The organism is Ruegeria sp. BB9 (assembly GCF_056539345.1).
Window position 1 is genome coordinate 1 of sequence record NZ_JBQFUU010000007.1, and the last position, 17,410, is coordinate 17,410.

General features: G+C 61.7%; 18 protein-coding genes and 1 tRNA gene. 10 read left to right on the forward strand and 9 right to left on the reverse strand.

What is annotated here, in order from left to right:
• A partial coding sequence (locus tag ACR0FC_RS18500) for a hypothetical protein (protein ID WP_480656828.1) occupies positions 1–207 on the forward strand: 207 nt, incomplete at its 5' end.
• A 55-nt stretch (positions 208–262) separates the two neighbouring features.
• Here the strand turns inward: ACR0FC_RS18500 and msrQ are convergent.
• Together msrQ and msrP are read right to left on the reverse strand one after the other, a co-directional pair.
• Entirely contained in the window at positions 263–877 is a 615-nt protein-coding gene (gene msrQ, locus ACR0FC_RS18505; RefSeq protein WP_170342860.1) for a protein-methionine-sulfoxide reductase heme-binding subunit MsrQ, read from the reverse strand.
• A 4-nt stretch (positions 878–881) separates the two neighbouring features.
• Positions 882–1,784 carry a protein-methionine-sulfoxide reductase catalytic subunit MsrP gene (msrP, locus tag ACR0FC_RS18510; RefSeq protein WP_170342862.1) on the reverse strand — a complete coding sequence of 301 codons (903 nt, stop codon included), beginning with the start codon at positions 1,782–1,784 and terminating at the stop codon, positions 882–884.
• Positions 1,785–2,008: 224 nt separating this feature from the next.
• Here msrP and ACR0FC_RS18515 point away from each other — a divergent pair, with 224 nt between their 5' ends.
• Entirely contained in the window at positions 2,009–2,992 is a 984-nt protein-coding gene (locus ACR0FC_RS18515; RefSeq protein WP_170342864.1) for a hypothetical protein, read from the forward strand.
• A gap of 63 nt (positions 2,993–3,055) precedes the next feature.
• Here the strand turns inward: ACR0FC_RS18515 and clpB are convergent, their stop codons facing one another.
• The 3 genes from clpB to ACR0FC_RS18530 form a co-directional block, all read right to left on the reverse strand.
• Positions 3,056–5,674, reverse strand: coding sequence for an ATP-dependent chaperone ClpB (gene clpB, locus ACR0FC_RS18520; protein WP_170342866.1), 2,619 nt, complete (start codon positions 5,672–5,674; stop codon positions 3,056–3,058).
• Positions 5,675–5,800: 126 nt separating this feature from the next.
• Positions 5,801–6,115 (reverse strand): hypothetical protein, encoded by a 315-nt coding sequence (locus ACR0FC_RS18525; RefSeq protein WP_170342868.1) that lies wholly within the window; start codon positions 6,113–6,115, stop codon positions 5,801–5,803.
• Between the two features lie 100 nt (positions 6,116–6,215).
• Positions 6,216–7,472: a tetratricopeptide repeat protein gene (locus ACR0FC_RS18530; RefSeq protein WP_170342869.1), complete on the reverse strand. Its 1,257-nt coding sequence runs from the start codon at positions 7,470–7,472 to the stop codon at positions 6,216–6,218.
• An 87-nt stretch (positions 7,473–7,559) separates the two neighbouring features.
• Between ACR0FC_RS18530 and pyrF the strand changes: the two genes are divergently transcribed.
• Together pyrF and ACR0FC_RS18540 are read left to right on the forward strand one after the other, a co-directional pair.
• Positions 7,560–8,276 (forward strand): orotidine-5'-phosphate decarboxylase, encoded by a 717-nt coding sequence (gene pyrF / locus ACR0FC_RS18535; protein WP_170342871.1) that lies wholly within the window; start codon positions 7,560–7,562, stop codon positions 8,274–8,276.
• Between the two features lie 373 nt (positions 8,277–8,649).
• Positions 8,650–9,903, forward strand: coding sequence for a DNA polymerase IV (locus tag ACR0FC_RS18540; RefSeq protein WP_170342873.1), 1,254 nt, complete (start codon positions 8,650–8,652; stop codon positions 9,901–9,903).
• Between the two features lie 6 nt (positions 9,904–9,909).
• Here ACR0FC_RS18540 and ACR0FC_RS18545 read toward each other — a convergent pair whose 3' ends face one another.
• Complete coding sequence (locus ACR0FC_RS18545; RefSeq protein WP_170342874.1) at positions 9,910–10,770, reverse strand: N-formylglutamate amidohydrolase; 861 nt, start codon at positions 10,768–10,770, stop codon at positions 9,910–9,912.
• Between the two features lie 148 nt (positions 10,771–10,918).
• On the opposite strand from ACR0FC_RS18545, the gene ACR0FC_RS18550 reads away from it, so the two are divergent.
• The 6 genes from ACR0FC_RS18550 (at position 10,919) to ACR0FC_RS18575 (ending at position 14,834) form a co-directional block, all read left to right on the forward strand.
• A tRNA-Val gene (locus ACR0FC_RS18550) sits at positions 10,919–10,993 on the forward strand.
• 93 nt (positions 10,994–11,086) lie between these two features.
• On the forward strand, positions 11,087–11,212 hold the full coding sequence (gene ykgO, locus ACR0FC_RS18555) for a type B 50S ribosomal protein L36 (RefSeq protein WP_005648635.1): 126 nt from the start codon (positions 11,087–11,089) through the stop codon (positions 11,210–11,212).
• A gap of 115 nt (positions 11,213–11,327) precedes the next feature.
• Positions 11,328–12,491, forward strand: a complete 1,164-nt coding sequence (locus tag ACR0FC_RS18560) for a WD40/YVTN/BNR-like repeat-containing protein (protein WP_170342876.1) — start codon at positions 11,328–11,330, stop codon at positions 12,489–12,491.
• 151 nt (positions 12,492–12,642) lie between these two features.
• On the forward strand, positions 12,643–13,656 hold the full coding sequence (locus ACR0FC_RS18565; protein ID WP_170342878.1) for a Fe(3+) ABC transporter substrate-binding protein: 1,014 nt from the start codon (positions 12,643–12,645) through the stop codon (positions 13,654–13,656).
• A 108-nt stretch (positions 13,657–13,764) separates the two neighbouring features.
• On the forward strand, positions 13,765–14,319 hold the full coding sequence (locus tag ACR0FC_RS18570) for a helix-turn-helix domain-containing protein (RefSeq protein ID WP_170342880.1): 555 nt from the start codon (positions 13,765–13,767) through the stop codon (positions 14,317–14,319).
• Positions 14,316–14,834: a GNAT family N-acetyltransferase gene (locus ACR0FC_RS18575; RefSeq protein ID WP_170342882.1), complete on the forward strand. Its 519-nt coding sequence runs from the start codon at positions 14,316–14,318 to the stop codon at positions 14,832–14,834. Before ACR0FC_RS18570 ends, ACR0FC_RS18575 begins: the two co-directional genes overlap by 4 nt.
• On the opposite strand, the gene ACR0FC_RS18580 is transcribed toward ACR0FC_RS18575, so the two are convergent.
• Genes ACR0FC_RS18580 through ACR0FC_RS18590 form a run of 3 tightly spaced genes read right to left on the reverse strand, consistent with a single transcriptional unit; the run spans position 14,831 to position 17,315 of the window.
• Positions 14,831–15,469 (reverse strand): AAA family ATPase, encoded by a 639-nt coding sequence (locus ACR0FC_RS18580; protein ID WP_170342884.1) that lies wholly within the window; start codon positions 15,467–15,469, stop codon positions 14,831–14,833. The genes ACR0FC_RS18575 and ACR0FC_RS18580 overlap by 4 nt on opposite strands.
• Positions 15,466–16,242, reverse strand: coding sequence for an ATP-binding cassette domain-containing protein (locus tag ACR0FC_RS18585; RefSeq protein WP_170342885.1), 777 nt, complete (start codon positions 16,240–16,242; stop codon positions 15,466–15,468). Before ACR0FC_RS18585 ends, ACR0FC_RS18580 begins: the two co-directional genes overlap by 4 nt.
• Positions 16,242–17,315, reverse strand: coding sequence for an ABC transporter permease (locus ACR0FC_RS18590; protein WP_093965462.1), 1,074 nt, complete (start codon positions 17,313–17,315; stop codon positions 16,242–16,244). The genes ACR0FC_RS18585 and ACR0FC_RS18590 overlap by 1 nt, the downstream gene beginning before the upstream one ends.
• Positions 17,316–17,410: the final 95 nt, after the last annotated feature.

The window sequence follows — 17,410 nt, forward strand, 5'->3', positions numbered from 1 at the left end:
CCAGTCCGTCAGGCCGTCCATCCGACCAACCAACACCGCCTCAGCAGCGCCGGTGAAGGGCGTTCTAAGGATAACTACAAATCACCGCAAGCAGAAAATGACAGGAATTGGGAAAAAATCGCGAAAACAAAAATATTTGTTTATTTTCAGCATATTGAAGCCGCCGCATCTCCCCAGAACTCAGTTTTCTCTGGGGCCTCGCAGTGAGAAACCACTCACTGCCTGACTTGCCCACATGGTTACCCACAGCCCAGCACCCGAGTCACGCGGAATCGGCGCGCCGGGACGCCGAGTTGAATGCCGGTTTGGGCAGGCGCAGCAGCAACAGGGCAAGAATCACAAACAGGTAGATCAGGGGTTCGATCTGAAAGCCCTTCGCCAGCATGACGTAGTGCAGCCCTGCAAGAATGGCTGCCGGGTAGACCAGCTTGTGCAGGCGCCGCCAAGCCGCCCCCAGCCACCGGACCGAGGCATTGTTCGACGTGATCCCAAGCGGCAGCATCAGAACGAATGCCGCCATGCCAACTGTGATGTAGGGTCGCTTTATGATGTCTGCCCAGATTTGACTTGGGTCTTGCACGTCCAGAACCAGCCAAACCAAAAGGTGGCACGCCACATAGGACAGGGTTAAAATGCCGAAGGCCCGCCTGAACTTCATAAGGTTCAAGCCGGTAAGCCGCCTCAGCGGCGTGACCGCCAAGCCCAGGATCAACAACTGAAGCGCCAGTTCTCCATATTCATGTTCCAAAGCCTCGATCGGTTCGACCCCGAGGCCTCCGATCATGCCTTGGTAGAACAACCAGGGCACCGGAACCAATCCGGCGATGTAGACCGCCCAGACAGGAACGCGGCGCAGTATTTGGTTCAGCTTGTGCATGGCATCAGTAGTATTCCCTGAGATCCATACCGTTATAAAGCCCTGCGACCTCTTCTTCGTAACCGTTGAACATCAGTGTTGGTTGTCGCTTGGCAAACAACCCGCCGCCGATGCGGCGTTCCGAGGCCTGAGACCACCGCGGATGATCCACGGTCGGGTTCACGTTGCTGTAGAACCCGTATTCACGCGGGTTGGCCATGTTCCAGCTGGTTGGCGGCTCTTCTTCGGTCAGGGTGATGCGTACAATCGATTTGATCGACTTGAAGCCATATTTCCACGGCACCACCAGCCGCAGCGGCGCGCCGTTCTGATTGGGGATCGGGCGGCCATAGATACCCGTCGCCATGATCGTCAGCGGGTGCAGGGCCTCGTCCAGCCGCAGGCCCTCGCGATAGGGCCAGTCCAGAACCGGGTAGGCAACGCCCGGCATCTCGTCGGGGCGCAGCGCGGTTTCGAAGGCCACGTATTTCGCCCCCGCCTGCACACCCGCCATGTTCAGCAGATCGGCCAGTTCGAACCCGTTCCAAGGCACGACCATCGACCAGGCCTCGACACAGCGGAATCGGTAAATGCGTTCTTCGATCGTCATTTCGGACAGGATGTCCTGGAAATCGTACTCTCCGGGGCGGTCAACCAACCCGTCGATCGTGACGCTCCATGGTTCGGTCTTGAGGGTATGGGCGTATTTCGCAGGGTCGTCCTTGCGGGTCCCGAACTCATAGTAGTTGTTGTAGGACGTGATCTCTTCCCACGTGTTCTGCTCCAGCGCATCTTCCGCACCTGCACGGCCCGCGATCATCGCCAGTCCCGATCCGGCGAGTCCTGCCATGATCTGTCGGCGGTTCAGGAACGCCGCCCGCGGGGTCGTATCGGCATGTGTCAGGGTGTTGATCCAGCGGTGCGCCATTCCGTTCTCCGTTCATTTACAAAATTCAGCCTTGAATTAGCCCCGTTTTAGCACCGGACCAACGCAACTTGCGTCACGATTGAGAGACGGGACTGTAACGAAGCCTGCGTTGCATTCCCGTCGCGCACAAACGAACACCTGTTTGGAACGGCATCAACGGGATGGAAGCTGCACACCCGATAAGGTATCGCCGAAACAACCAGAGACTGTGTGAAGGCCGCCCCGTGTTACTGACCAAAACCATTCCTTTGTCCCTTTCGATCCTGTGGCGCTTTGCGGTGACGTTCCCGATCCTGCTCATCGGCCTTTTTCTGTACGGTGCGTTGGGTGGCGTGATCGGGTTCGTCATCGGGTTGATCCTGCCCGGAACACTGTTCATCGCAACCTTCCTGATCAGCGCCTCATCCGGCGTGATCCCGATCATGGTCGGCGCCCGGTTCGGGTTCCAGTCGAAACTGATCCGACCCGGTGTGGGCTATCGCAAGCTGATCGTTCCCGCCATTACCTATGGCGTGGCGGAGTCTCTTGCGATCGGCCTGATCCTTGCGCCAGTGGTCGGGTTGGCCTTCGTTCAGGTCGCGCCGAATCTGGTTGATCTGACCAAGACCCCCGAAACACCGGCCCTGGACTGGCTGACCTCTGCCGGCGCGTCGGTTTCGGTGGCGGGCCTCGTCGTCACGGTTGCGGTATTCACGGTAGCCTCGGCTGCGCGGGCCAGTCTGCTGGTTCCCCTGGCTGCGGCAGCCTTGGGCAGCGACCCTGACGACCGACCCTATACGCCATTCCGCAATCTGGGTGCCTCCTTTTGGCCGCTGTTTGCTTTGGTGGCCATCAGCTATGTATCAATGATGGTGCTTTACGTCCTCGCCTTTCTGGCCGTGGCATTCCTGGCGGGGCTACCGACGTTGGCAACGTCCGTCACCGAAATCGAAGGCCTGTTCCGCGGTGGGGCCATCGAAAACCCGATCTGGCCTGCTGTGGCCTTGTTTCTCAGCTTTATCCTGGTCGGGCTTTGGGGGCTGAGCCTGCAATCCGCGGGCGCGGTATTGGCCTATCTGAAACTGCAGGACGGGCGCCCCAGCCGCCATATGGTGGATCCGGCCCAGCGCATGGCTCCGCCGGCACCGCCGCCATCGCCCGAGTCCGGTCCGCGCCTGAGTGCAGACGACTTGCGCGCATTGCGCAAAAGCCGTCAGAACCACGACTGATGGTGCACATGAAAAAGGCCCGCCATCTCTGGCGGGCCTTTCCTGTTTCAGCCAAGCCGCAGCTTAGTGGACCACGGCTTCGTCCGGGCGTGGGCGGTCGCTGGTACCCAACCGGTCGCCGATGATCAGACCATCGGGTCCGGCAGTTACCGGCACGGTGTCGCCATCTCGGATGTCGCCGGCCAGCAAAGCCTCGGCCAGCGGGTTCTGCAGGGCACGCTGGATCACGCGCTTGAGCGGACGGGCCCCGAAGACCGGATCGTAGCCTTCGTTGGCCAGCCACTCCTTGGCAGCATCGTCCAGCACAAGATCGATCTTGCGCCCGACAAGCCTCTTCCGCAGGCGGGACAGCTGGATGTCGACGATTGCATCCATGTCCGACCGCTGAAGCCGGTCGAAGATGATGGTCTCATCCAGGCGGTTCAGGAACTCGGGCCGGAAATGTGCCCGGACCGCGTCCATCACGTCGCGCTTGGCCTGCGCCGTGTCGGCCCCTTCGGGCAACTGGCTCAGCGCCTGCGACCCAAGGTTCGAGGTGAGCACGATCAGCGTCTGCTTGAAGTCGACCGTGCGGCCCTGGCCATCGGTCAGGACACCGTCATCCAGCACCTGCAACAGCACGTTGAACACGTCCGGATGCGCCTTTTCGACCTCGTCGAACAGAACCACCTGGTACGGCCGGCGACGGACGGCTTCGGTCAGAACGCCGCCTTCCTCATAGCCGACATAGCCCGGCGGAGCACCGATCAGGCGGGCGACGGCGTGTTTCTCCATGAACTCGGACATGTCGATCCGCACCATCGCGTGTTCGTCGTCGAACAGGTATTCGGCGACGGCCTTGGTCAGCTCGGTCTTACCCACACCAGTTGGGCCGAGGAACAGGAACGAGCCCAGTGGGCGGTTCTCGTCGTTCAGACCGGCCCGGGCCCGGCGAACGGCGTTGGCCACGGCGCGCACGGCCTCGTCCTGGCCGACCACGCGGGCATGCAGCGCTTCTTCCATGCGCAGCAGCTTTTCGCGCTCGCCTTCCAGCATCTTCGAGGTCGGGATACCCGTCCAGCGCTCGACCACGGCCGCGATCTGTTCGGGACGCACCGTTTCCTTGGCCATGACCGCGTTGCTTTCCTGGCTTTCGGCCTCGGCCAGCTTGCGCTCCAGCTCGGGGATCACGCCATAGGACAGCTCACCGGCCTTGGCCAGGTTGCCCTCGCGCTTGGCGATCTCCAGCTCGGCGCGCGCCTTGTCCAGCTGTTCCTTCAGCTCGCGGGCGCTGGCCAGCTTGTCACGCTCGGCCTGCCACTGGGCGGTCATCTCAGCGGATTTCTCCTTGAGCTCGGCCAGTTCCTTCTGCAAGGCCTCAAGCCGGTCTTTCGAAGCCGCGTCATCTTCAAGCTTCAGCGCTTCTTCCTCGATCTGGAGCTGCAGGATCTGGCGATCCAGTTGGTCCAGCTCTTCGGGCTTGCTGTCCACTTCCATGCGCAGACGCGAGGCGGCCTCGTCCACGAGGTCGATCGCCTTGTCGGGCAGGAAACGGTCGGTGATGTAGCGGTGCGACAGGGTCGCGGCCGACACCAGCGCCGAATCCGAGATGCGCACACCGTGGTGCAGCTCGTATTTTTCCTTGATGCCGCGCAGGATGCTGATCGTGTCCTCGACCGTGGGTTCCTGCACGAAGACGGGCTGGAACCGGCGGGCAAGGGCCGCGTCCTTCTCGACGTATTTGCGGTACTCGTCCAGCGTGGTGGCGCCGATGCAGTGCAGCTCGCCCCGCGCCAGCGCGGGCTTGATCAGGTTGGCCGCATCCATCGCACCGTCGGATTTGCCGGCCCCGACCAGCGTGTGCATCTCGTCGATGAACAGAACGATCTCGCCGGCGGCCGCGGTGACTTCGTTCAGAACGGCTTTCAGGCGTTCCTCGAACTCACCGCGGTATTTCGCACCGGCGATCAGGGCACCCATGTCCAGCGCCAGCAGCTTCTTGTCCTTCAGCGATTCCGGCACGTCGCCGTTTACGATGCGCAGAGCCAGACCTTCGGCGATGGCGGTCTTACCCACACCGGGCTCACCGATCAGAACCGGGTTGTTCTTGGTCCGGCGCGACAGCACCTGCATGGCGCGGCGGATTTCCTCGTCGCGGCCGATGATCGGGTCGATCTTGCCCTCGCGGGCGGCCTCGGTCAGGTCGCGGGCATATTTCTTCAGCGCGTCATAGCCCTCTTCGGCATTGGCGCTGTCGGCCGTACGGCCCTTGCGGATGTCATTGATCGCCTCGTTCAGCTTTTGGGCGGACACGGCACCGGCTTCCAGGGCCTCCTTGGCCTTGGATTTGACGATGCACAGCGCCATCAGCACGCGCTCGACCGGTACGAAGCTGTCGCCAGCCTTTTTGGCGATCTTCTCGGCCTCGTCCAGAACCTTGGCGGTCTGACCGTCCAGATAGACCTGGCCCGCGTCGCCGCTGACCTTCGGGATCTTGGCCAGGGCAACATCCAGCGCCTCGACCACGCGCTCGGGCGCGCCGCCCGCACGTTTGATCAGGTTGCTGGCCAGCCCCTGGTCATCATCCATCAGTGCTTTCAGAATATGTTCGGGAGCCAATCTCTGGTGTCCCTCGCGCAGCGCAATGGTTTGCGCCGCCTGCACGAAACCTCGTGCACGCTCGGTGAACTTGTTCAAGTCCATGGCATTCTCCTTTTCCAAGCGCCCGTTAGATTTGCGCCTGCTTGGCAGCACGCAGTGGTCCGGGCCTCATGGATCAATTTGGGAAATGTCCTCGCAGCTTCAAGAGGGTAGCGGGTGAAAAAACGCTCAGCCGCGGGGAATCGTATAGACGGTATAGCCGCCGGTTTCGGCCACCTGCTGAGCATTCTGCATCTCGACCAGCGACTGCGCGGCGGCGCTACCGGTTGGACACGAGACAAGGTCGGCAGTGTGGTCAAGGAAATTGACGGTAAAGGCGGTTTCGCCGGTCAACTGGCACCAGTCATCTTCGGAACGATAGCCGCCGACTAGGTACAAATCGTCGTTGGTGGGCGGCGGGGCAGCGCCCGTCTCGGGTTGTGGAGGGGCCTCCTCACAAGCGGCGAGCGCGGCCACGGCGGCCAGCGGAAATAGGTGCTTCATGGTCTGTCCCTTTGGTGCAATTTTTGGTCCTGAATGGCGGCACCATAGCACAGTTGGGCCAAAGCGGGGAAACCAGGGCCTCCCCTGCCAGCCGTGGGGGTCAATCGCCCTCGATTTCCCGGATCAGCTTTTTTGCAACGTCGTCGCCCTGCTCGGCCGCAAGACGGTAATATTTCAACGCGCCTTCGATCTCGCCCGCCTCGTGCAGCAAACGGCCAAACTTGCGCTGCGAGGCCATATGGCCAAGCTCGGCCGCCCTGCCCCAGAGCACAAAAGCCGCCTGCGTGTCCTGGGGCACGCCGTCCCGCCCGTGATAGGTCAGCGACCCCAGATTATGCAGCGCCACGACGTCATCCTCTTCGGCGGCCTGGAAATAATACTCCAGCGCCTTTTCGATATCCTTGGGATATCCGTTCTGGCCGGTTTCGTAGATCAAGCCCAGATGCACCGCGGCATCGACGTTTCCGTGATCGGCGGCCCGCTCCAGATAGTCGACCGCGCGGTCCATATCCTGTGTGACATGCGTACCGTCGCGATGGAAAATGCCCAGGCGGACCATAGAAGGATCATACCCAAAGAACGCAGCCCGTTCATAATACTCGAGCGCCTTGTCGATATCGGGCGCGACACCATCGCCGTGTTCATAGCCGTATGCCACGTTGTGCATCCCCATGGACAGGCCGGCATCGGCGGCCGCCATGTACCACCCGAACGCCGTTTCATCGTTTTCGGGAACGATCTCACCCTCGTTATAGAGCGAAGCGAGCGTGTTCATCGCCAGCCCGCTGCCTTCCATTGCCGCCAACTCCGAAAACTCGAGCGCCATTTCCAGCTTGCCGCCTTTCATCAGCGCCCGGCCGAACGCGGCGACGACCTCGGCATCGACATTCTGGTCTTTCAGCAGCAGATCGGCACAGATCGCCATCGCATTCTCGGCGTCCATGTCCGCCCATTCCACCCCGTCGAAATAAGGCGACTGGCCCGGAGCGGCAGCGGCCATCAGGCACTGATATTCTCCATCCGAATAGTCGGGCTCGTATGGCGGATCGTCGGGGTCTGGTTCCGGCCGCGGTCGCAGGTCGGTCACAAGCAGGCGTCGTGTCTCTTCTTTGGGGGTGCTGACCTCCTCCGGTTCAGGTGAGCCTCCATTGAATTCGGCCAGTTGCTCGCGTGCAAGCTGCGAGTAAATCGGGCACTCCGCATAGACCTCGGCAAAGCTTTGGATGGCTGCCGCCGACCCGCTGTCCTTGACGTCCGCCCAGACCAGTCGGGCCTCGCCGCAATCGGTTTCGCCGGCCCAGACAGCGCCCGCCCCGGCCAAAACAGCTGCCGAAGCCATCACACCCAACCGTATCATCCTGTACTTCCCTGCGTCTTTTCTTGTCTGATTGCGCCGCACGCTCTACAGAAGCGCCGATCCCGTCAAGCCTGAAAGGTCGAAACAATGCCCAAAGCCCTGCCCCAAACCGCAGATGACCGCCTGATCGTCGCCCTCGACGTGCCCAACGCGCTGGAAGGGCTGAAAATGGCCGAGACGCTGGGCGACGCGGTATCGTTCTACAAGATCGGTCTGGGCATGCTGACCGGTGGCGGGTTGGCCTTGGCAAACGAGCTGAAGCAGGAGCACGGCAAGCGCATCTTTCTGGACATGAAGCTGTTCGACATCGGCAACACGGTCGAGAATGCCGTGCGGGGGCTGGCGCAGTTCGATCTGGATTTCCTCACCGTGCACGGAGACCCACATGTGGTGCGTGCTGCCAAGGAAGGCGCAGCAGGCAAGGATCTGAAGATCCTCGCGGTGACCATCCTGACCTCGCTGAACCGTGACGATCTGGATGCAGGTTTGATGAAGTCCGGCGACATGCAGGACATGGTTCTGGAACGCGCGACCCGCGCATTCGAGGCCGGCGCCGACGGCGTGATCGCCAGCCCGCAAGAGGCGACCCTGATCCGCGCCCTGCCCCAGGCCAACGGCCGGCTTATCGTCACCCCCGGCGTGCGGCCGTCCGGGTCGGACCTTGGCGATCAGAAACGCGTGGCGACACCCGCCGCCGCAATCAATGACGGGGCCGATCACATCGTGGTCGGGCGGCCGATTTATCAGGCCGCCGACCCCAAAGCTGCAGCCGATGCCGTTCTGGCCGAGTTGCGTTCAGTGTAACCTTTCGAGGACAAGTCGCGGCAAATCCCCGTTCCGGAAGCACGATTTGGCGCGCAAGCGGTTGACCTTGCGTCACTTTTAGCCGTGGCCGCGCCAAATTGCCTCTGTGCCCCAAAACACACATGAAAAACACGAGTTTTGGGACCTGCTTCGTAAGCCTATCGAAATCGACATTTTTGGGCGATTCTGATCAAGAGACACTCCCCAACGGGCTGCGTCTTCCTGAGGCCCGTTACCTCCCCCCGCGAAACTGCGGGGGGTCTTCTTGTCGGCCCCACCTTTTCGTTCAATCGCTTTGCGCTGCAGCGTGCGGTGTTGTACTTTTGGCACCTCGGCCAGACCGCTCATTCGCGGTGCCCGTGGAAAGGAAATGATGCCCGCTCTCTGTCGCGATTGCCTTGCCAGTCTTCACGACGAACGGCGCTGCCCCTCCTGCGGCAGCCCGCGGGTACTGCGACATCCAGAGCTGTTCGACCTGACCATCGCCCATATGGATTGCGACGCGTTCTATGCCTCGGTCGAAAAGCGCGACAACCCCGAACTTGCGGACAAGCCCGTGATCATTGGCGGGGGACGGCGTGGCGTGGTGTCAACGGCCTGCTATGTGGCGCGTATTCGCGGCGTGCGCTCGGCGATGCCAATGTTTCAGGCGCTGAAACTATGCCCCGATGCAGTGGTGATCAAACCGCGCATGTCCGTCTATGTCGAAGTCTCACGACAGATCCGCGCGATGATGGACGAACTGACACCGGATATCGAACCCCTGTCACTGGACGAGGCATTCATGGACCTGTCAGGCACCCGGCGGCTGCATGGCGCGCCGCCCGCGGTGATGCTGGCACGGCTGGTCAAACGCATGAAAGACGAACTGGGCCTGACCGGCTCGATAGGGCTGTCGCACAACAAGTTTCTGGCCAAGGTGGCGTCCGACCTGGACAAGCCGCGCGGGTTTTCCGTGATCGGCAAGGCGGAAACCGCCGAGTTTCTGAACGACAAGCCGGTGCGGTTGATCTGGGGCATCGGACCGGCTGCGCAGGAGTCACTGGAGCGGGCCGGCATACGCACATTCTCGGACTTGCTGCGATGGGATCAAGAGGCCCTCACGGCGCGCTTCGGCTCGATGGGCTATCGGCTGTGGCACCTGGCCAGAGGGCAGGACAAGCGGCGGGTTTCGGCCCACGAGCCGATGAAGTCGATCAGCAATGAAACAACGTTTTTCGAAGACACCGCCAACCCCGACATTCTGGACGGTCACCTTTGGCGCATGGCCGAAAAGGTGGCCGACCGTGCGAAGGCCAAGGGGCTGGCCGGGCGGGTCGTGACGCTGAAGCTCAAAAAGGCCAACCACAAACTGCTGACCCGCCGGGTCTCGTTGCGGGATGCGACACAGATGGCCGACCGCATCTACCGCACCGCTCGCGGGCTGTTCGATCAGGTCGGCGATCAGGGCCCCTATCGTCTGCTGGGCTGCGGATTGTCAGACCTGTGCGCCGAAGATCAGGCAGACATATCCGGCGACCTGCTGGACCCTGGGGCCACGCAACGCTCGAAAGCAGAACGTGCGACAGACGAGATCCGCCGAAAATATGGAACTGATGCAATCGTGAAGGGCCGAGCGCTGCGGTGACTCTTCCTATTCGGCGGCCAACCGTGCCGGCTGAGAACCAATTCGGGCGATATCCGCAATGACTTCTTCCAGAATATCCCTGAACGCCAGGAAATTGGCGTTGGGCTCGATCGTGTTCTCATTCATGTAGAGCGCCCGGTCGATCTCGATCTGAATCGCATGCTGATGGCGGGCAGGACGCCCGTAGGTCTGGGTCACGTACGCCCCTGCAAAGGGTGTGTTACGGGCCACGGTCAGACCTGCGGACGAAAAGGCCGCTTCGATCTGATCAACAATGACGCCCGATGCCGAGGCACCAAACCGATCCCCCAGTACGATCTCGGGACGGCGACCCTTGGGGTTCCCGGCCATGGCAACGGCCTCGTGCGGCATCGAGTGGCAGTCGATCAGGATGGCCTGTCCAAACATGTTGATCGATTCGGCCAAAAGAGACTTCAGGCGGGCGTGATAGGGACGCCAATAGGTGTCGATGCGCAGACGCGCTTCGTCCATCGTAAGTTTGCCACTGTAGATTGCGCGACCGTTGGATACGACACGGGGGATCACGCCCAACCCCGATACCACGCGCGGGTTGTGCCCCTGACGGCGCGCGCCCAGAATCAACGCAGGATCCAGTTCTTCGGCGCTGCGGTTGAGGTCAAGGAACGCGCGCGGCATCTGCGCCGCAATCAACGGTGCGCCGTGGATCGAGGCGGAAGCGAACAGTTGATCGACAAAGGCATCTTCGGAAGAGCGAATCACATTGCGGTTCAGAACCGAACGATCCAGAAAGCCTGGCAAATAGTTCCGGCCGCTATGTGGCGAAGAAAAAACAACGCACGACGTGCGTTCTGCGGGCATTTCCAAAGCGTATGCGGCGCTGTGCATGGCCTCTCCTTCTTTGCCGATAACATAGACCGGAAAATTGTTGGACCAAACCCCTTGAACCCCTTCGCGACTCCTTTTATAGACCCCTCCACCGGCGCGGAGATCCGCGCCCCGTTTCGTTATGGGGCAGGATACGCAAAGGGAAAGTGGGCGGTTAGCTCAGCGGTAGAGCACTTCGTTGACATCGAAGGGGTCACAAGTTCGATCCTTGTACCGCCCACCATCGTTTCACTGTTTCGGGTCTGACCCGGGGCACCCGCTAACCCAGGCGCTGGCCACGTCCTTGATGAAGGCGCCGCAGAATTGGAGAGAGACCATGAAGGTCAAGAACTCGCTCCGCTCGCTCAAGAACCGGCACCGCGACTGCCGGGTTGTGCGTCGCAAAGGCCGCGTCTATGTGATCAACAAGACGCAGCGCAAGTTCAAAGCTCGTCAGGGCTGAGAACGGCAAATCGCTGTTTCAAAGAACCGCGCCTCCGGGCGCGGTTTTTTTGTGCCGCGCGCTGAGACGGACCGTTCGTGTTAGGCTGTCCAAAACAGCCGGGAGCGCGAAACGAATGAAACACTCTTGCATCGACATACTGGTGGGCACCACCAAGGGTGCCTTCGTGATCATCGGAGACTCGGATCGCGCATCTTGGCGCGTTACGGGTCCGCATTGCGGCGGCTGGCCCATCAACCACGTCGTCGGAGATGACGAAACCGGGACACTCTGGGCCGGCGGCGGCGGCGACTGGCACGGAGCCGGAGTCTGGCGCTCCGAGGATGGGGGCCAGAGCTGGGAGGTCACCAAGCTCACACAGGGGCAGCAGGACGAGTGGGCCGCAAACGATCCCGACTTTGCCGAGTTGATCGGTTGGACCGGTGAAGCAGCACCGTTCGGCGACGAGTTCTCGCAGATCTGGTCGCTGCATTGTTCAGGCGGCGCATTGTACGCGGGAACAAAACCGGCGCGGCTGTTGGTCAGTTCGGATGCTGGGCAGACCTGGGAAACGGTCAATGGCCTGACCGATCACCCCTCGGCCGAAGAATGGTCACCGGGGGCCGCAGGCTTGGTGCTGCACACGATCGTTTCCGATCCAGACGATGCGGAAAAGCTTTGGGTGGGCATATCGGCGGCCGGAGTATTCGCCTCGGAAGACGGCGGCACTACGTGGGAGCGGCGCAACCGGCTGTCGAACGCCGAGAGTTGCGGCCAACACGACCATCCGGCCGCGCCGCGGGACGGTCAAATCGGTCATTGCGTGCACAACATGGTCCGGGCGCCCGGCAGCAAAGGGCTGCTGTATCAACAGAACCATCATGGTGTCTGGCGTTCGTCCGATGGCGGGCGCAGCTGGGACGATATTTCGGGCGGGTTGCCGTCGACCTTTGGATTCCCAATCCACGTCCATCCCCACGATCCCAATACGATCTGGACCTTCCCCCTGAATGGAGACAGCATCGGACGATACCCGCCAAATGCGGCGGCGGCGGTCTGGAAGTCGACCGATGGTGGTCAAAGCTGGACCGCTTGTCGCGAAGGGCTGCCGCAGACCAGCTGCTTTTTCACTGTTCTGCGCCAGGCGATGGCAGGAGATTGTTGCGACCCTGCGGGTGTCTATTTTGGAACCAACAGCGGCTCGGTGTTTGCAAGCGCCGACGAAGGCGAAACCTGGACCGAGATCGCCAGGCATTTGCCGACCATTTTGTCGGTCGAGACAATTCAACGCGTGCGCTAGCCATGCCTGTCCGGCGCACTTAAACACGCTGCGGCAAATTAGACCAAGTAATTTTGTCGGATTTTCTTGCATCCCACCCGGAATCGTTTAATTGAGCAAATCAGTCGGGAAATACCCCGCTCATGAGATTCGACAACCGGGACATCCACAGATGAAAACCACGAGCTTTATCGCCGCCGCACTGTCGGCCCTGATCGCCGGATCGGCCGCCGCTGAAGGCGAGCTGAACCTGTACTCCTCGCGCCATTACGACACCGACGAGCGTCTCTACACCGATTTCGAAGAAGCCACTGGCATCAAGATCAACCGCATCGAAGGCAAGGCCGACGAGCTGATCGCGCGGATGGAAGCCGAAGGCGCGAACTCGCCCGCCGACATCCTGCTGACCGTGGACACCTCGCGCCTGGCGCGGGCCAAGAACGCCGGCCTGCTGCAGGCGGTCGACAGCGACGTTCTGGAAGAGCGCATCCCCGCCAACCTGCAGGACGAAGACAACCAGTGGTTCGGCTTCTCGCAGCGCGCGCGCATCATCTTCTACGACAAGAATGACGTGACCAACCCGCCGGCCACCTACCTGGATCTGGCCGACCCTGAATACAAAGGGCTGGTTTGCATCCGGTCGTCCAGCAACACCTACAACCAGACCCTGCTGGCCTCGATCATCACCCATCATGGTGCCAAAAAGGCCAACGAATGGGCCGAGGGCGTCGTGGCCAACATGGCGCGTGAACCTCAGGGCGGCGACACCGATCAGCTGCGTGGAATCGTGTCCGGTGAATGCGAAATCGCCGTGTCGAACTCGTACTACTTTGCACGTGCCCTGCGCAAAGACGTCAAGGGCCTGTCGGACAGCGTCGACATGATCGGAATTCAATTCCCCGCGCAGGATGCCGAAGGCGCACACATGAACCTGTCGGGTGCGGGCGTCGCGGCCCATGCCCCGAACAAGGACAATGCGGTCAAGTTCCTGGAATACCTCGCCAGCGATCAGGCACAGGTCTACTTCTCGAACGGCAACGATGAATTCCCGGCCGTCCACGGTGTCGATCTGGCCGAGAACGTGGCCGCTCTGGGTGAATTCAAGGCCGATGAAGTGAACCTGTCTGAAGTCGCCAAGAACATCCCCGAGGCCCAGAAGATCTTCAACGAGGTTGGCTGGAAGTAAGCCGCCATCATATCGAGCAGTTGAAGGGGCGCAGCACAGGCGCCCCTTTTTATTTTATTTATTTCTGCTATATATCTCATTAATGAAACTGTTTCTCGGATATGAGACATGCTAGACAACCTGTCCAGCCGCCTCGCCCGCCACCTGAGCGACCTGCGCCGCAGCCGGGGCTGGTCGCTTGAACAACTCGCTCAGGCCAGCGGGGTCAGCCGGGCCACCCTGTCGCGCATGGAGAAGGCCGAGGTCAGCCCGACGGCCGAGAATCTTGGCCGATTGTGCGCAGCCTACGGACTGCCGATGTCGCGCCTGTTGATGATGGTCGAGGACAGCTTCGACCCCAAGGTTCCTTACGAACGGCAGATCGAATGGCGCGACCCCGAAACCGGGTTCACGCGCCGGTCGGTGTCGCCCCCCTCGGCGGGGCTGACGGGCGAGGTTCTGGAATGTCACCTCCCACCCGGCACAACGATCACCTATGACGCACCGCCTCGTCCCGGGCAGGAACATCACTTGATCGTGCTGGATGGCGCATTGACCCTGACCGTTGATGGAACCTCCCATGCGCTGAACGGGGGTGATTGCCTGCGTTATCATCTGTCAGGCGCGACCCGCTTTGAAACCGAGGCGTCCCGCGGCGCCCGCTACATTCTGGTGCTGATATGATTACACGCCTGACCGAAACGACTTTTGACCAGGCGGTGGAGGATCTGGCGGATATCCTACATGGCTGCGTGCATACCGGCGCCAGCATAGGGTTCATTCTGCCGTTTTCCCGCGACGCCGCGCGCGCCTATTGGCAGGAGCGCGTGCGCCCGGGGCTGTCAGCCGGAGAACTGGATCTTTTCGTGGCCTATGGCGACGGACGCATCCAAGGGACGGTTCAGCTGATTCCGGCCGCGATGCCCAACCAGCCACACCGCGCCGATGTGGCCAAGCTGCTGGTGCATCCCGACGCACGGCGGCGCGGGCTGGGCCGTGCCTTGATGGGCGCCCTGCAGGAGCGCGCCGTCGAACTTGGCCGAACCCTGTTGGTGCTGGACACGCGCAGCACAGACCCGTCGCGCATCCTGTACCAAAGCTTGGGATTCGAAACCGCCGGAGAGATTCCCGGCTATTGCCGCAACCCGTTCGAACCCGTGTTCGAACCCACCACCTACATGTACAAGGCGCTGGGCTAACGCAGCACCAGGTCGGCCGCGCCCGAGTTCTGCACCACGCGCCGGGCGTTGGGAATGTCATTGGCGAAGGCTCGGCGCTCGGCTTCGTCGCGCGGCAAGCCCAGCCCTATCCAACGGTCCAGCAACCGCGCCTCGAGCGTGGGCAACGGCACGTCCAAAAACACGGTCAGCGCCCACAGATCGCGCAGATCGCGCCACCCCGGTTCGTCCAGCAGGAGATAATTTCCCTCGACGATCACCACCTTCTGGTCGCGGGTCACGAACGAACAGGCGGCGATTGACTTGTCGAGCACGCGGTCGAACTCGGGCACGGCGACCTCGTCTTCGGCCTGAAGGCGGCGCAACAAGGCGTGAAAGCCCGGCAGGTCGAATGTCTCGGGCGCGCCCTTGCGCGGCAGCAGATCGCGTGCCGTAAGGATCTGGTTGTCATAGTGGAAACCATCCATCGACAGCAGCCCGGTCGGAATGCCGCGCCCCTGCAGCGCCTGTTGGGCAAGCGCGGCCACCGTGGATTTCCCCGCGCCCGGCGGCCCGGCCACGGCGACAAGCTGGCGCGCTTCGCCGCTCGCCAGCCCGGCCACGGCTTCGGCGATCCGCTCGGCCAGCGCCTGCGGCGATGACCCTTCGGTCGTCATGCCGCGCGATCCTGTTCCGGCGGTTCTTTGGCGCCCGTCATGAAGGCCACGGCATCGGACATGGTGTAGTCTTTGGGGTCGATCACGCAAAGCCGCTTGCCAAGTCGATGCACATGGATGCGGTCGGCCACTTCGAACACATGGGGCATGTTGTGGCTGATCAGAATGATCGGAATGCCACGCGATTTCACGTCCTGGATCAGTTCCAGAACCCGGCGGCTTTCCTTGACACCTAGCGCCGCTGTTGGTTCGTCCAGGATGATGACCTTGGACCCAAACGCCGCCGCCCGGGCTACGGCCACACCCTGACGTTGTCCACCCGACAAGGTCTCGACCGCCTGGTTGATGTTCTGGATCGTCATCAGCCCCAGTTCGTTCAGCTTGTCGCGGGCGAACTTCTCCATCGCCGGACGGTCGAGCATCCGGAATACCGAGCCCAACGGCCCCTTGCGCCGGATCTCGCGCCCCATGAACATGTTGTCGGTGATCGACAGGGCGGGCGACATGGCCAACGTCTGATAGACCGTTTCGATCCCGGCTTCGCGCGCGTCGATGGGCGAGTGGAAATCGACCTTGCGCCCTTCCAGCCAGATCTCGCCCTCATCCGGGGCGACGGCACCGGAAACCGCCTTGATCAAGGTCGATTTGCCCGCGCCGTTGTCACCGATCACGGCCAGGATTTCGCCCGGCATCAGGTCGAAATCGCAATGATCCAGCGCCGTGACCTTGCCATACCGTTTGACCAGATTGCGCCCTTTGAGAATGGGTTCCATCACGCTGCTACCTTTCTGATCCACTGGTCCACGGCCACGGCGGCGATGATCAGCATACCGATAAGAAGGAAAGTCCACTGCGCATCCGCGCCCAACAACCGCAGTCCGAGGGTAAACACGCCAACGATCAGCGCCCCGAACAACGAACCCAGGATCGATCCGCGCCCCCCGAACAGAGAAATGCCTCCGATCACGACGGCGGTGATGCTTTCGATGTTGGCCAACTGCCCCGAGGTGGGCGAGACCGAGCCTATGCGCCCGATCAGCGCCCAGCCGGCAAAGGCGCAGATCAACCCCGACAGCATGTAGACCGACATCAACGTGCGATGCACGTTCACGCCCGACAGCTCGGCGGCCTCGGGGTCGTCGCCCACGGCATAGACATGGCGCCCCCACGCGGTATGCCGCAGCGCATAGGCCAGCACCAGGATCAGCACCAGCATGAAGATCACCCCGACCGTGAATACCGCCCCGCCGACATTGAACTTGGCGCCGAACAGCTGAAGGATCGGGGCGTTGGCCTCGATTTCCTGCGACCGGATGGTTTCGTTCTGTGAATACAGGAAGTTGGCGGCCAGAACGATCTGCCACATGCCCAGCGTCACGATGAAGGGCGGCAGCTTGACCCGGCTGACCAGGAACCCATTCACCGCGCCGATGGCGGTCCCGATGGCCAGACCGCACAGGATCGCCACCGTGGGCGGCAGCCCATAGCGGAAGGTGAACTGGCCCATCACCACCGAGGACATGACCATGATCGCGCCCACGCTCAGATCGATCCCGGCGGTCAGGATCACAAGACTCTGGGCGGCGGCGACGATGCCGACGATCTGTACCTGCTGCAGGATCAGGGTCAGTGCGAATGGCGAAAAGAACTTGGCGCCCAGCAAGGCGCCGAAAATCAGGATCGCCGCGACCAGAACGATCAGCGGCACCAGCGACGGGTTCACATGCAGAAAGTGTTGGACCGTCCCCATGAAACCGCGGTGGTGATCTTCGAATTCGGCAACTTGTTCCGGGCTGCCTTTGGCTGCGGCTTCGAAGTCGTCGGACTGTCTCGATGTGTCGGACATCAGTGAGGTTCCCCCATGCGTCAAGCTCCCGTCTTGGGGCGACTCTAGCAAAATCTCGGGTGAGGTCGTGGTTCAATTCAGGGGCCGCGCGCTGC

Coding starts and splice junctions, on each gene's coding strand:
- clpB (WP_170342866.1), bottom strand. CDS start 5,674: ATGGACTTGAACAAGTTCACCGAGCGTGCACGAGGTTTCGTGCAGGCG.
- pyrF (WP_170342871.1), top strand. CDS start 7,560: ATGCCCAAAGCCCTGCCCCAAACCGCAGATGACCGCCTGATCGTCGCC.
- ACR0FC_RS18540 (WP_170342873.1), top strand. CDS start 8,650: ATGCCCGCTCTCTGTCGCGATTGCCTTGCCAGTCTTCACGACGAACGG.
- ACR0FC_RS18545 (WP_170342874.1), bottom strand. CDS start 10,770: ATGCACAGCGCCGCATACGCTTTGGAAATGCCCGCAGAACGCACGTCG.
- ACR0FC_RS18560 (WP_170342876.1), top strand. CDS start 11,328: ATGAAACACTCTTGCATCGACATACTGGTGGGCACCACCAAGGGTGCC.
- ACR0FC_RS18530 (WP_170342869.1), bottom strand. CDS start 7,472: ATGATACGGTTGGGTGTGATGGCTTCGGCAGCTGTTTTGGCCGGGGCG.
- msrQ (WP_170342860.1), bottom strand. CDS start 877: ATGCACAAGCTGAACCAAATACTGCGCCGCGTTCCTGTCTGGGCGGTC.
- ACR0FC_RS18565 (WP_170342878.1), top strand. CDS start 12,643: ATGAAAACCACGAGCTTTATCGCCGCCGCACTGTCGGCCCTGATCGCC.
- ykgO (WP_005648635.1), top strand. CDS start 11,087: ATGAAGGTCAAGAACTCGCTCCGCTCGCTCAAGAACCGGCACCGCGAC.
- ACR0FC_RS18585 (WP_170342885.1), bottom strand. CDS start 16,242: ATGGAACCCATTCTCAAAGGGCGCAATCTGGTCAAACGGTATGGCAAG.
- msrP (WP_170342862.1), bottom strand. CDS start 1,784: ATGGCGCACCGCTGGATCAACACCCTGACACATGCCGATACGACCCCG.
- ACR0FC_RS18570 (WP_170342880.1), top strand. CDS start 13,765: ATGCTAGACAACCTGTCCAGCCGCCTCGCCCGCCACCTGAGCGACCTG.
- ACR0FC_RS18575 (WP_170342882.1), top strand. CDS start 14,316: ATGATTACACGCCTGACCGAAACGACTTTTGACCAGGCGGTGGAGGAT.
- ACR0FC_RS18590 (WP_093965462.1), bottom strand. CDS start 17,315: ATGTCCGACACATCGAGACAGTCCGACGACTTCGAAGCCGCAGCCAAA.
- ACR0FC_RS18525 (WP_170342868.1), bottom strand. CDS start 6,115: ATGAAGCACCTATTTCCGCTGGCCGCCGTGGCCGCGCTCGCCGCTTGT.
- ACR0FC_RS18580 (WP_170342884.1), bottom strand. CDS start 15,469: ATGACGACCGAAGGGTCATCGCCGCAGGCGCTGGCCGAGCGGATCGCC.